Here is a 12655-nt window from a genome sequence, read left to right as displayed (position 1 = left end):
AAAATAGAGAAGATTGCGAGGTAAATCATGAGACTAGATAAATATTTAAAAGTATCACGTATTATAAAACGTCGTCCAGTCGCAAAAGAAGTTGCTGATAAGGGACGTATTAAAGTCAATGGCATTCTAGCTAAAAGTTCGACGGATTTGAAACTCAATGATGAAATTGAAATTCGATTTGGAAATAAACTGTTAACCGTGCGTGTTCTTGAGCTGAAAGATAGTACAAAAAAAGAAGATGCCCTTAGCATGTATGATATTCTCAGTGAAACAAGGATAGAAGCCAATGAAGAATCCTAGCATTGTTCAATTAAACAATCACTACATCAACGAGGAAAACCTAAAAAAGCGCTTTGAAGAAGAAGAGATTCAAAAACGAAATCGTTTTATGGGATGGATTCTTGTTAGTATGATGTTTTTGTTTATTTTACCAGCTTATAACCTTGTCAAAAGCTATGTGGGTTTTGAGAAACAAAATAAGCAGGTTATCAAATTACAAAAAGAATATAAAGCGTTGGAAAAAAGTACAAAGAGTGAGAAGAAATTGGCTGAGCAGTTAAAAAATGATGACTTCGTCAAAAAGTATGCTAGAGCTAAATACTATTTATCACGAGAAGGAGAAATCATTTACCCGATTCCAGGGTTATTACCAAAATAATGATGGACAATATTGTAAAAAAAATTGAAACATTTCTAGCTTTTTCTGATGAGAAATTAGCAGAGCTAGAAAAAGAAAACCAGAAGCTTAAAGAAGAAAATAAGTATATCGAAATGATTTAGAAAGGAGCAAACATGAAAAAATTATTAGCAGCTATGTTAATGACCTTTTTCTTGACTCCTTTGACAGTTATTAGCACGGAAAAGACAAATCAGTTTTCAAAAGCAACTCTTTACCAATTACGTCAAGATGTTGTTCAATCAACAACTTATTATCATCAGCTTCCTATCAACCCAAATCTTTATCAAACAACGACAGTTTATACGGACCCTGAGTTGACACTGCCTGCAAAATCTTTAGAACCTAATCATAAATTAGAAATCAAATCACTTGTCATCAATAAACAGACAGTTCCTATTTTTGAGTTATCAGATGGAACCTATCTTGAAGCTAATCGACGTGTGATTTATGAGGATATCATCCTTAATCAAGTAGATACTGATCTCACTTTTTGGACGCAAAAACAAATGACTCTTTATTCAGCGCCTTATGTATTAGGAACACAGGAACTCCCATCTCCGTTTACTGTTGCTCAAAAAGTTCATGCTAGCCAAATGGCACAAACAGAGCATGGGATTTATTATCTCATTGATTATAAAGGCTGGGTATCCCAAGATGATTTATCTCGTTTTGACAATCGCATGCAAAAAGTTCAGGAAATGCTATCTCAAAAATACAATAAAAGTAATTATTCTATTTTTGTAAAGCAACTTGATACACAAGCCAGCGCCGGTATTAATGCTGATAAACAGATGTACGCAGCCAGTATTTCCAAGTTAGCACCGCTTTATAGTGTTCAAAAACAAATTCAAGAACACAAACTAACAGAAAACAAATCACTGAAATACATTGATGATGTTAATCACTTTTATGGGGATTATGACCCGTCAGGAAGTGGTAAAATTAGTAAAAAAGCTGATAAGGATGATTATAAAGTTGGCACGCTTTTAAAAGCAGTTGCGCAACAATCGGACAATGTGGCCACTAATATTTTAGGGTACTACCTATGTCATCAGTATGATCAAGCTTTCCAATCAGAAATAAAAGCCTTATCAGGAAGCAATTGGGATATGGAAAAACGGTTATTATCTTCCCGTGCTGCTGCCAATATGATGGAGGCTATCTATTATCAAAAAGGTCAGATTATTTCCTATCTTTCCGATACAGCATTTGATCAAGAACGTATTTCAAAAAATATTACTGTTCCTGTGGCTCATAAAATCGGTGACGCTTATGATTATAAACATGATGTCGCTATCATTTACGGGGAAACTCCATTTGTCTTGTCTATTTTTACAGATCAAGCTACCTATGATGACATTACAGCTATTGCAGATGATGTTTATGGTATTCTAAAATGATGACTTATCAAGAAATTTACAATGAGATTCAAAAACAAGCTTATTTTGACAAGCATCACCGTGTTTTAATAGCTGTATCTGGTGGAGTAGATTCAATGAATTTACTGCACTTTTTGCACCTTTATCAAGAGAATTTCCAAATTAGGATTGGAATTGCCCATGTTAATCATAAACAAAGGGCTGAATCAGACATGGAGGAAACTTATTTACGAGCATGGGCCCAGGATCACAATATTCCCATTTATATATCGTATTTTGAAGGAAAATTTTCAGAAAAAGCTGCGCGTGACTGGCGCTACAAATTCTTTCAAAAAATTATGAAAAGAGAAGGGTATTCAGCTTTAGTTACGGCTCATCACTTAGATGACCAGGCAGAAACTATTATGATGCGACTTATTAGAGGTAGTCGTTTAAGGCATTTATCGGGTATAAAAAGCGTTCAATCATTTGGAACTGGACAACTTATAAGACCTTTTTTATCTTTTTCAAAAACTGACTTGCCAAAAATTTTTCACTTTGAAGATACTTCAAACGAGAAAACAGATTTTTTGAGGAATCGGATTCGAAAAAACTATTTGCCTTTATTAAATCAAGAAAATCCTCAATTTGTACAAGGGCTTAACCAACTAGCGTTCGAAAACAACTTATTGTTCCAAGCCTTTACAGCTTTGACAAGCAAAATCACTGTCACTAATTTAGTAGAATTTCATAACCAACCCATCTCAGTACAGTATTTTCTCTTGCAGAATTATTTGGAAAATTTCCCAGATTTACACGTCAAAAAATCTCAGTTTAAGCAGTTGCTACATCTTATTCAAACAGCTAAGCAAGGTTATTACCCACTAAAAAGTGGTTATTATCTTTTACTGGACCAACTGTCATTTAAAATTGATAAAATCCTTCCTGAGACTGAGTTTATTGAAGTAGAAAAAGTGTTAAAATACAATAATGTTCTTCAATATAGAGATTATCGTTTTAGATTTACAGAAGAAGATAGTCAACCTCCAAACCAGATAGGTATCCCTTTATATCATTTATCCCCTATCACTCTTCGAAAACGGCAAAAAGGAGATCGTATTTCTTTTGGTCATTTCTCCAAAAAATTAAGACGTCTTTTCATAGATGGTAAATTCAGTATAGCAGATCGACAAAAGGCTATTATCGGAGAGCAGGAAGGAAAGATTATTTTTGTGCTAATAGGTGATAAAACTTATTTGAGAAAAGCTTGTAAACATGATATAATGTTGGCTAAACTGTATATTGATAAATTAGAAAAAAGGTGACAGCATGCTCGAGCAAGATATTCAAAAAATTCTTTACTCTGAAGAAGAAATTATTCAAAAAACAAAAGAACTAGGAGAACAATTAACAAAGGATTATCAAGGGAAAAATCCTTTGATGGTTGGGGTATTGAAAGGCTCAGTTCCTTTTATGGCTGAATTAATGAAACATATTGATACCCATGTTGAAATTGATTTTATGGTCGTTTCAAGTTATCATGGTGGTACCACTAGTAGTGGTGAAGTAAAGATTTTAAAAGACGTGGATACCAATGTTGAAGGTAGAGATATTATTTTTGTTGAAGATATTATCGACACTGGTCGTACCCTAAAATACTTACGTGATATGTTTAAGTATCGTAAAGCGAATACTATTAAAATTGCAACGCTTTTTGATAAGCCAGAAGGTCGCGTTGTAGATATTGAGGCAGACTATATTTGTTACGATGTGCCAAACGAGTTTATTGTAGGCTTTGGTTTGGATTATGCTGAAAATTATCGTAACCTTCCTTATGTAGGTGTCTTAAAAGAAGAAGTCTATTCAAAATAGAAAAAGGTCATTAATTACTGTATGAAAAATAATAAAAATAATGGTTTTGTTAAAAACTCCTTTATCTATATATTGATGATTATTATTGTTATCACAGGATTTCAATTTTATCTCAAAGGAACAAGTACACAAAGTCAACAGATTAGTTATTCAAAATTAATCAAACATCTTAAAGCAGGGGATATTAAATCTCTAAGTTATCAGCCTAGTGGTAGTATTATTGAGGTTAAAGGTAAATATGAGAAACCTCAAAAGGTGTCAGCTGAGCCAGGTTTATCATTTTTGGGTGGCAATGCTACGACACAGGTATCAGAGTTTTCAGCTTTAGTACTACCTAGTGATTCAATTTTAAAAGAGATGACAGCGGCTGCTGATAAAAACGGAACAGACATTACTGTCAAACAAGAAAGTTCTAGTGGTACTTGGATTACTTTCTTAATGAGTTTCTTACCGATTGTTATTTTCGCTGCTTTCATGATGATGATGATGAATCAAGGTGGCGGCGGAGCCCGTGGAGCTATGAGTTTTGGTAAAAATAAAGCAAAATCTCAAGCAAAAGGTGATGTCAAAGTAAGATTTACCGATGTTGCAGGTGCCGAGGAAGAAAAACAAGAACTTGTAGAAGTTGTTGATTTTTTGAAAAATCCTAAAAAATATAAGGCATTAGGTGCGCGTATTCCTGCTGGTGTTCTTTTAGAGGGGCCTCCAGGGACAGGTAAAACCTTACTGGCCAAAGCTGTAGCTGGTGAAGCTGGTGTACCATTCTTTAGTATTTCAGGTTCAGATTTCGTTGAAATGTTTGTTGGTGTAGGTGCTAGTCGAGTACGTTCCTTATTTGAGGATGCTAAAAAGGCTGAGCGTGCTATTATTTTTATTGACGAAATTGACGCAGTTGGCCGTCGTCGTGGTGCTGGTATGGGTGGCGGCAATGATGAGCGCGAGCAGACCTTAAACCAATTATTGATCGAGATGGATGGATTTGAAGGAAACGAAAACATTATTGTTATTGCTGCAACCAACCGTAGCGATGTTCTAGATCCAGCTTTACTAAGACCTGGACGTTTTGACCGTAAGGTTCTAGTTGGGCGTCCTGATGTTAAAGGACGTGAAGCGATTTTACGTGTTCATGCTAAAAATAAACCCCTTGCAGATGACGTTAATTTGAAAGTTGTCGCACAACAAACACCAGGTTTTGTAGGTGCAGATCTTGAGAATGTTTTGAATGAAGCTGCTCTTGTTGCTGCTCGTCGAAACAAAATTAAAATTGATGCTAGTGATATTGACGAAGCAGAAGACCGTGTGATTGCTGGACCTTCTAAAAAAGACCGTACGATTTCGAAAAGAGAACGCGAAATGGTTGCTTATCATGAAGCTGGTCATACTATCGTTGGGTTAGTGTTATCCAATGCGCGCGTGGTTCATAAAGTAACTATTGTACCTCGTGGACGAGCAGGTGGTTATATGATTGCTCTGCCTAAAGAAGATCAGATGCTTCTGTCTAAGAATGATTTGAAAGAACAGTTAGCAGGTCTAATGGGTGGTCGTGTTGCTGAAGAAATCATTTTCAATGCTCAGACAACTGGCGCATCAAATGACTTTGAACAAGCTACTCAGATGGCAAGAGCCATGGTTACAGAATACGGTATGAGTGACAAACTTGGGCCTGTTCAATATGAGGGGAATCATGCCATGATGCCGGGACAATTATCTCCCGAAAAATCATACTCGGCACAAACAGCACAGATGATTGATGATGAAGTTCGTGAGCTCTTAAATCAAGCTCGTAACCAAGCTGCTGATATCATTAATGAAAACCGTGAAATTCATAAATTAATTGCCGAAGCCCTTCTTAAATACGAAACCTTGGATGCGGCACAAATTAAATCAATTTACGAGACTGGTAAAATGCCAAATGATCCAGAAGCTGACGACAAAGAAGTGCATGCTTTGTCTTATGATGAGATTAAAGATAAAATGGCTGAGTCAGAGTCTGCTGACTAATCATGATGATATAAAAAAAGTTAAGTTTGAGACCTCTCAGCTTAACTTTTTAATTAGCGAGTAACTGCAATTAATTATGGAGATGAAATTTACAATCATTACTAACTATGATAAACTTAGTAAATATAACTCTTTACTATTATAGAAAGTGATACTATGACTATTTTTCGTAAAAAAAAGAAAGACCTCAATAAAACAGAAATGCATAGACACCTTAAGGTTACTGATTTAGTCTTCTTAGGACTAGGCTCAATGGTCGGAACAGGGATTTTTACCATTACAGGGATTGGTGCTGCCAATTATGCTGGACCTGCCTTAACGATTTCGATTATCATTTCAGCAATCGCAATTGGGATTTTAGCCTTATTTTATGCAGAATTTGCGTCACGAATTCCTTCTAATGGTGGGGCTTATAGTTATGTTTATGCAACGTTAGGTGAATTTCCAGCATGGATTGTTGGTTGGTATATTATCATGGAGTTCTTAACAGCAGTGTCTAGCGTTGCGGTTGGATGGGGAAGTTACTTAAAGGGGCTACTAGCTAATTATGGTTTGGCTTTACCAAATGCTTTAAATGGGACTTTTAATCCTAAAAATGGGACTTATATCGATCTCTTACCTGTTCTAGTCATGATTTTTGTTACCAGTATTGTGCTAATGAATTCTAAAGCGGCTTTAAGATTTAATAGTTTTTTAGTACTTTTGAAATTCTCAGCACTAGCCTTATTTATCATCGTGGGGCTCTTCTTTATTAATGGCCACAATTGGTCACAATTTGCTCCTTACGGATTAGGGCAGATTTATGGAGGAAAATCAGGTATATTTGCAGGAGCTTCTGTCATGTTCTTTGCCTTCTTAGGATTTGAATCGATCTCAATGACAGTTGACGAAGTAAAAGAACCACAAAAAACAATCCCAAAAGGAATCGTTCTATCATTGACGATTGTTACTATACTGTATGTAGTAGTTACAATAATTCTAACTGGTATTGTTCACTACACCAAATTAAATGTACCTGATGCAGTTGCTTTTGCTCTACGAAGTGTTGGTCTTTATTGGGCAGCAGACTATGTTTCAGTCGTTGCTATTTTAACCCTTATCACGGTATGTATCTCAATGACTTATGCATTAGCTAGAACTGTTTATAGCATCAGTAGAGATGGTTTATTACCAAAATCACTTTCTGTCCTTACTGAAAAGAGTAAAATTCCGAAAAATGCCACTGTCGTTGTCGGTATTCTGGCTATGATTTGTGCTGGATTGTTTCCGTTAGCAAGTTTAGCAGAATTTGTTAATATTTGTACTTTAGCCTATTTGATTATCATGTCATTTGCAATCATTAGACTTAGAAAAATCGAAGGAAAACCAAAAACTGGTGAATTTAAAACCCCTCTAGTCCCTTTCTTGCCAGCCTTAGCAATCGTCATTTGTGCTTCATTTATGAGCCAATACATGATTTTTACTTGGATTGCTTTTGCAGTTACAACTATTTTAGGGGCCTTGGTATATATTGCTTATGGTTATAAGCATTCAAAAGAAAATAAATAAAAACTATATTCAGAACGTAGATAAAGTCTATTTTTAAAAGCTGTAAATTAAAATGATTCAATGATCATGATCTCAATTAACTCTTGAAACGCTTATTTTATCGTGTTTCACGAGTTTTCTTTTGTAAGCGTCCAATAACAGGGTATCTACCGTGATTCTCAATCCTCCAGTATACTGTTAGTAAAACTCGTCTATCGGAGGATGATTTACATGTCACAGCCTATTGTTCCTTTGGAAGTTCCCCAATCTCGTCGATTTGAGAAGAAAAACAGAAATGATATCTTGCTTAACGTTCGCCTTGGAAAACTGGAACTTAGTTTATGTCAAGCACTCACTCAGGACTTGTTGGAAAGCATTTTGGATAAGGTACTGAACGATGACTATTCGGCTAAATGACCTAGGACAAGTTTATCTGGTTTGTGGAAAAACAGATATGCGACAAGGCATTGATTCCCTAGCTTATCTTGTCACATCCCAACATGAGTTAGATCCCTTTTCAGGTGCTGTTTATCTCTTATGTGGTGGACGACGAGATCGGTTCAAAGCGCTTTACTGGGATGGTCAAGGTTTCTGGTTACTTTATAAACACTTTAAAAACGGGAAACTAGCCTGGCCAAGAAATAGTGATGAGGTCAAATCCTTGACAGCTGAACAGGTGGACTGGCTTATGAAGGGATTTTCCATTAGTCCTAACATAAAAATTTCAAAAAGTCGTGATTTCTATTGAACTCATGGCTTTTCTTTCGGTATAATGTAGAAAATATCAGTAGGAAGACCATGAGTTCACAAGATAAAGTTATTGAAAGTTTAACCAAAACTATTGAAACAATGTCCAATGAGCTAGCCCTCCTGCGTGAACAAGTGGCTTATTTAACGCAAAAGATTTATGGGAAATCTTCTGAAAAAGCTATGCCTATGACCGGTCAACTCAGTCTCTTTGATCAGGACCAATTACCTGAAGAAGCGGATGACTTACCCAGTAGAAACAGAAGCCATTACTTATAGACGCAAGAAAATCAAAGGAAGACGTCAAGCTATTCTAGCTCAGTTTGAACCTGAGCTTGTTCACCACGAATTAATTGGTGACAGCTGTACTTGTCTGGATTGTCATGGAACATTGACAGAAATTGGCTCGGTGGTTCAACGTCAAGAATTAGTCTTTATCCCAGCACAATTGAAACGTATAAATCATGTGCAACACGCTTATAAGTGCCAAACGTGTAGCGATAATAGCCTCAGTGACAAAATCATCAAAGCGCCTGTTCCTAAGGCACCATTAGCTCATAGCCTAGGCTCTGCTTCCATTATTGCCCATACCATTCATCAAAAGTTCACCCTTAAAGTTCCTAACTACAGGCAGTAAGAGGATTGGAATAAGTTAGGACTGTCCATTAGTCGCAAGGAAATCGCTAACTGGCATGTCAAGCTAGCCAGTATTATTTTGAACCTCTTTATGACTTGCTTCGTGACATCTTATTAAGTCAAGAGGTCATTCATGCGGATGAAACTTCTTATAGAGTTCTTGAAAGTGACACACAGCTGGCTTATTACTGGACGTTTTTGTCTGGTAAGCATGAACAGAAAGGGATCACCCTTTACCATCATGATAAAAGGCGCAGTGGCTTAGTTGCCTAAGAGGTTCTCGGTCATTACTCAGGTTATGTGCATTGTGATATGCATTGGGCTTATCGTCAATTAGAGCATGCCAAGCTTGTTGGTTGTTGGGCACATGTGAGACGGAAGTTCTTTGAGGCCACCCCGAAGCAGGCTGATAAGACCTCTCTAGGGTGTAAAGGACTTGTTTACTGTAGTGATGGGCCGAAAAAATTGGTTGTTTTCTCAAAGTTTTGAAGAAGCCAAAGTGACAGCTATCGTCATGAGTTTGCTTGAAACGGCTAAGCGACATGGACTGAACTCGGAAAAATATATGAGTTACCTTCTAGACCACCTTCCTAATGAAGAAACTCTCGCAAAAAGAGAAGTGCTAGAAGCTTATTTGCCATGGGCTAAAGAAGTACAAACAAATTGTCAATAATCAAAACCTCCAGAGTCAATTGGAAATTTTGGAGGTTGTCAATATACCCTGTTATTGGACGGTTACGATTCAATAGTGGCACATTAGCTAGCTCATATTTCATAAGAAGATTTTCAAGAATGAAATGGAGAAATTAGAAGGCTTTAACATAGATTTATTAAGATGATAAGCAACTCCAACAGAACTGTAAAAAAGTATTGACAGGTAGGTATGAAATATCGTATACTAATAAAGCTGTCAGCGATGAATCTGCAAGGGAGTCAGTTGAAAAAACTTTAAAAAAAGGGTTGACAAACGGTCAGGAAGTTGATAGAATAAAATAGTTGTCTCGAAAGAGATGCAAGACCTTTGAGAACTGAATAAGACGAACCAAACGTGAGGGTGATATGGAGACATATTACCCGTCAAAGAAACGAGAAATAAATCTGTCAGCGACAGAAAGACGAGACAGAACAAACAGAAATTAAAGAGAGTTTGATCCTGGCTCAGGACGAACGCTGGCGGCGTGCCTAATACATGCAAGTAGAACGCTGAGGACAGGTGCTTGCACTAGTCTAAGGAGTTGCGAACGGGTGAGTAACGCGTAGGTAACCTACCTGATAGCGGGGGATAACTATTGGAAACGATAGCTAATACCGCATAAAAGTGCTTAACACATGTTAAGAACTTAAAAGGGGCAACTGCTCCACTATGAGATGGACCTGCGTTGTATTAGCTAGTTGGTGAGGTAAAGGCTCACCAAGGCGACGATACATAGCCGACCTGAGAGGGTGATCGGCCACACTGGGACTGAGACACGGCCCAGACTCCTACGGGAGGCAGCAGTAGGGAATCTTCGGCAATGGGGGGAACCCTGACCGAGCAACGCCGCGTGAGTGAAGAAGGTTTTCGGATCGTAAAGCTCTGTTGTTAGAGAAGAACGGTAATGGGAGTGGAAAACCCATTATGTGACGGTAACTAACCAGAAAGGGACGGCTAACTACGTGCCAGCAGCCGCGGTAATACGTAGGTCCCGAGCGTTGTCCGGATTTATTGGGCGTAAAGCGAGCGCAGGCGGTTCTTTAAGTCTGAAGTTAAAGGCATTGGCTCAACCAATGTATGCTTTGGAAACTGGAGAACTTGAGTGCAGAAGGGGAGAGTGGAATTCCATGTGTAGCGGTGAAATGCGTAGATATATGGAGGAACACCGGTGGCGAAAGCGGCTCTCTGGTCTGTAACTGACGCTGAGGCTCGAAAGCGTGGGGAGCAAACAGGATTAGATACCCTGGTAGTCCACGCCGTAAACGATGAGTGCTAGGTGTTAGGCCCTTTCCGGGGCTTAGTGCCGGAGCTAACGCATTAAGCACTCCGCCTGGGGAGTACGACCGCAAGGTTGAAACTCAAAGGAATTGACGGGGGCCCGCACAAGCGGTGGAGCATGTGGTTTAATTCGAAGCAACGCGAAGAACCTTACCAGGTCTTGACATCCCGATGCCCGCTCTAGAGATAGAGTTTTACTTCGGTACATCGGTGACAGGTGGTGCATGGTTGTCGTCAGCTCGTGTCGTGAGATGTTGGGTTAAGTCCCGCAACGAGCGCAACCCCTATTGTTAGTTGCCATCATTAAGTTGGGCACTCTAGCGAGACTGCCGGTAATAAACCGGAGGAAGGTGGGGATGACGTCAAATCATCATGCCCCTTATGACCTGGGCTACACACGTGCTACAATGGTTGGTACAACGAGTCGCAAGCCGGTGACGGCAAGCTAATCTCTGAAAGCCAATCTCAGTTCGGATTGTAGGCTGCAACTCGCCTACATGAAGTCGGAATCGCTAGTAATCGCGGATCAGCACGCCGCGGTGAATACGTTCCCGGGCCTTGTACACACCGCCCGTCACACCACGAGAGTTTGTAACACCCGAAGTCGGTGAGGTAACCTATTAGGAGCCAGCCGCCTAAGGTGGGATAGATGATTGGGGTGAAGTCGTAACAAGGTAGCCGTATCGGAAGGTGCGGCTGGATCACCTCCTTTCTAAGGAAAAGGAACACGTTAGGGACGTCTTATTTAGTTTTGAGAGGTCTTGTGGGGCCTTAGCTCAGCTGGGAGAGCGCCTGCTTTGCACGCAGGAGGTCAGCGGTTCGATCCCGCTAGGCTCCATTAGGATAGAGATATCCTAAAAACTGTCCATTGAAAATTGAATATCTATATCAAATTCCACGATCAAGAAATTGATTGTAAGAATAGTAACAAGAAATAAACCGAAAACGCTGTAAGTATTAAAGAGTTTTTTCTAGTTAAGATATACTAGTAAAAGATAAGGTTAAGTTAATAAGGGCGCACGGTGGATGCCTTGGCACTAGAAGCCGAAGAAGGACGTGACAAACGACGAAATGCTTTGGGGAGCTGTAAGTAAGCGCTGATCCAGAGATGTCCGAATGGGGGAACCCACTAACTAATGGTTAGTATCCATAACTGTTAAGGTTATGAGAAGGAAGACGCAGTGAACTGAAACATCTAAGTAGCTGCAGGAAGAGAAAGCAAAAGCGATTGCCTGAGTAGCGGCGAGCGAAACGGCAGGAGGGCAAACCGAGAAGTTTACTTTTCGGGGTTGTAGGACTGCGACGTGGGACTTTAAAAGGATAGAAGAATTACCTGGGAAGGTAAGCCAAAGAGAGTAAAAGCCTCGTATTTAAAATTTTTTTGAGCCCTAGCAGAATCCTGAGTACGGCGAGACACGCGAAATCTCGTCGGAATCTGGGAGGACCATCTCCCAACCCTAAATACTCTCTAGTGACCGATAGTGAACCAGTACCGTGAGGGAAAGGTGAAAAGCACCCCGGGAGGGGAGTGAAATAGAACCTGAAACCGTGTGCCTACAACAAGTTCGAGCCCGTTAATGGGTGAGAGCGTGCCTTTTGTAGAATGAACCGGCGAGTTACGATATGATGCGAGGTTAAGTTGAAGAGACGGAGCCGCAGGGAAACCGAGTCTTAATAGGGCGACTTAGTATCATGTTGTAGACCCGAAACCATGTGACCTACCCATGAGCAGGTTGAAGGTGCGGTAAGACGCACTGGAGGACCGAACCAGGGCACGTTGAAAAGTGCTTGGATGACTTGTGGGTAGCGGAGAAATTCCAAACGAACTTGGAGATAGCTGGTTCTCTCCGAAATAGCTTTAGG

The 12655-nt window shown here is 39.3% G+C and carries 11 protein-coding genes, 1 tRNA gene, 2 rRNA genes and 1 pseudogene (1 of these 15 cut by a window edge); all 15 read left to right on the top strand.

Annotated features, from left to right (window positions below):
* The first annotated feature begins 27 nt into the window (after nucleotides 1-27).
* Nucleotides 28-300, top strand: a complete 273-nt coding sequence (locus EL097_RS03025; protein WP_003043753.1) for an RNA-binding S4 domain-containing protein — start codon at nucleotides 28-30, stop codon at nucleotides 298-300.
* Nucleotides 287-658 carry an FtsB family cell division protein gene (locus EL097_RS03020; RefSeq protein WP_003043756.1) on the top strand — a complete coding sequence of 124 codons (372 nt, stop codon included), beginning with the start codon at nucleotides 287-289 and terminating at the stop codon, nucleotides 656-658. The genes EL097_RS03025 and EL097_RS03020 overlap by 14 nt, the downstream gene beginning before the upstream one ends.
* Nucleotides 658-780, top strand: a complete 123-nt coding sequence (locus EL097_RS11020; RefSeq protein WP_003043758.1) for an SP_0009 family protein — start codon at nucleotides 658-660, stop codon at nucleotides 778-780. Before EL097_RS03020 ends, EL097_RS11020 begins: the two co-directional genes overlap by 1 nt.
* 12 nt (nucleotides 781-792) lie before the next feature.
* On the top strand, nucleotides 793-2079 hold the full coding sequence (locus EL097_RS03015) for a serine hydrolase (RefSeq protein ID WP_003043761.1): 1287 nt from the start codon (nucleotides 793-795) through the stop codon (nucleotides 2077-2079).
* Complete coding sequence (gene tilS / locus EL097_RS03010) at nucleotides 2076-3362, top strand: tRNA lysidine(34) synthetase TilS (protein ID WP_003043766.1); 1287 nt, start codon at nucleotides 2076-2078, stop codon at nucleotides 3360-3362. Before EL097_RS03015 ends, tilS begins: the two co-directional genes overlap by 4 nt.
* A 4-nt stretch (nucleotides 3363-3366) precedes the next feature.
* A complete protein-coding gene (hpt, locus tag EL097_RS03005; RefSeq protein ID WP_003043769.1) occupies nucleotides 3367-3909 on the top strand; it encodes a hypoxanthine phosphoribosyltransferase in 543 nt (180 codons plus the stop codon).
* A 21-nt stretch (nucleotides 3910-3930) separates the two neighbouring features.
* A complete protein-coding gene (gene ftsH / locus EL097_RS03000; RefSeq protein ID WP_003043772.1) occupies nucleotides 3931-5910 on the top strand; it encodes an ATP-dependent zinc metalloprotease FtsH in 1980 nt (659 codons plus the stop codon).
* Between the two features lie 156 nt (nucleotides 5911-6066).
* Nucleotides 6067-7458: an APC family permease gene (locus tag EL097_RS02995; RefSeq protein ID WP_003043775.1), complete on the top strand. Its 1392-nt coding sequence runs from the start codon at nucleotides 6067-6069 to the stop codon at nucleotides 7456-7458.
* A gap of 210 nt (nucleotides 7459-7668) precedes the next feature.
* The gene (locus EL097_RS02990) at nucleotides 7669-7854 is read left to right on the top strand and encodes a hypothetical protein (protein WP_003043778.1); all 186 of its coding nucleotides are present in this window, start codon (nucleotides 7669-7671) and stop codon (nucleotides 7852-7854) included.
* Complete coding sequence (gene tnpB / locus EL097_RS02985) at nucleotides 7835-8185, top strand: IS66 family insertion sequence element accessory protein TnpB (protein WP_003043781.1); 351 nt, start codon at nucleotides 7835-7837, stop codon at nucleotides 8183-8185. The genes EL097_RS02990 and tnpB overlap by 20 nt, the downstream gene beginning before the upstream one ends.
* A gap of 50 nt (nucleotides 8186-8235) precedes the next feature.
* Entirely contained in the window at nucleotides 8236-8463 is a 228-nt protein-coding gene (locus EL097_RS02980; RefSeq protein WP_003043784.1) for an IS66 family transposase, read from the top strand.
* A pseudogene (tnpC, locus tag EL097_RS10830) lies at nucleotides 8396-9493 on the top strand (IS66 family transposase). Before EL097_RS02980 ends, tnpC begins: the two are co-directional and overlap by 68 nt.
* 462 nt (nucleotides 9494-9955) lie before the next feature.
* Nucleotides 9956-11504: ribosomal RNA gene (locus EL097_RS02960) — 16S ribosomal RNA — on the top strand.
* Between the two features lie 53 nt (nucleotides 11505-11557).
* Nucleotides 11558-11630: transfer RNA gene (locus EL097_RS02955), tRNA-Ala, on the top strand.
* A 161-nt stretch (nucleotides 11631-11791) separates the two neighbouring features.
* Nucleotides 11792-12655 (top strand): 23S ribosomal RNA (locus tag EL097_RS02950); it runs 2039 nt beyond the window's last position.
* Together the 16S and 23S rRNA genes with 1 tRNA gene alongside form the textbook arrangement of a ribosomal RNA operon.

This window comes from Streptococcus canis (genome assembly GCF_900636575.1).
Lineage (GTDB): Bacteria > Bacillota > Bacilli > Lactobacillales > Streptococcaceae > Streptococcus > Streptococcus canis.
Note: the sequence above shows the minus strand (reverse complement) of the source record. Positions and strands in the feature narration are given on the sequence as shown.

Excerpts from the sequence above, each read along its gene's own strand:
- EL097_RS02980 (WP_003043784.1), top strand. The coding sequence starts at position 8,236 with ATGAGTTCACAAGATAAAGTTATTGAAAGTTTAACCAAAACTATTGAA.
- EL097_RS03020 (WP_003043756.1), top strand. The coding sequence starts at position 287 with ATGAAGAATCCTAGCATTGTTCAATTAAACAATCACTACATCAACGAG.
- EL097_RS02995 (WP_003043775.1), top strand. The coding sequence starts at position 6,067 with ATGACTATTTTTCGTAAAAAAAAGAAAGACCTCAATAAAACAGAAATG.
- EL097_RS03015 (WP_003043761.1), top strand. The coding sequence starts at position 793 with ATGAAAAAATTATTAGCAGCTATGTTAATGACCTTTTTCTTGACTCCT.
- EL097_RS03025 (WP_003043753.1), top strand. The coding sequence starts at position 28 with ATGAGACTAGATAAATATTTAAAAGTATCACGTATTATAAAACGTCGT.
- EL097_RS11020 (WP_003043758.1), top strand. The coding sequence starts at position 658 with ATGATGGACAATATTGTAAAAAAAATTGAAACATTTCTAGCTTTTTCT.
- tnpB (WP_003043781.1), top strand. The coding sequence starts at position 7,835 with ATGACTATTCGGCTAAATGACCTAGGACAAGTTTATCTGGTTTGTGGA.
- ftsH (WP_003043772.1), top strand. The coding sequence starts at position 3,931 with ATGAAAAATAATAAAAATAATGGTTTTGTTAAAAACTCCTTTATCTAT.
- EL097_RS02990 (WP_003043778.1), top strand. The coding sequence starts at position 7,669 with ATGTCACAGCCTATTGTTCCTTTGGAAGTTCCCCAATCTCGTCGATTT.
- tilS (WP_003043766.1), top strand. The coding sequence starts at position 2,076 with ATGATGACTTATCAAGAAATTTACAATGAGATTCAAAAACAAGCTTAT.
- hpt (WP_003043769.1), top strand. The coding sequence starts at position 3,367 with ATGCTCGAGCAAGATATTCAAAAAATTCTTTACTCTGAAGAAGAAATT.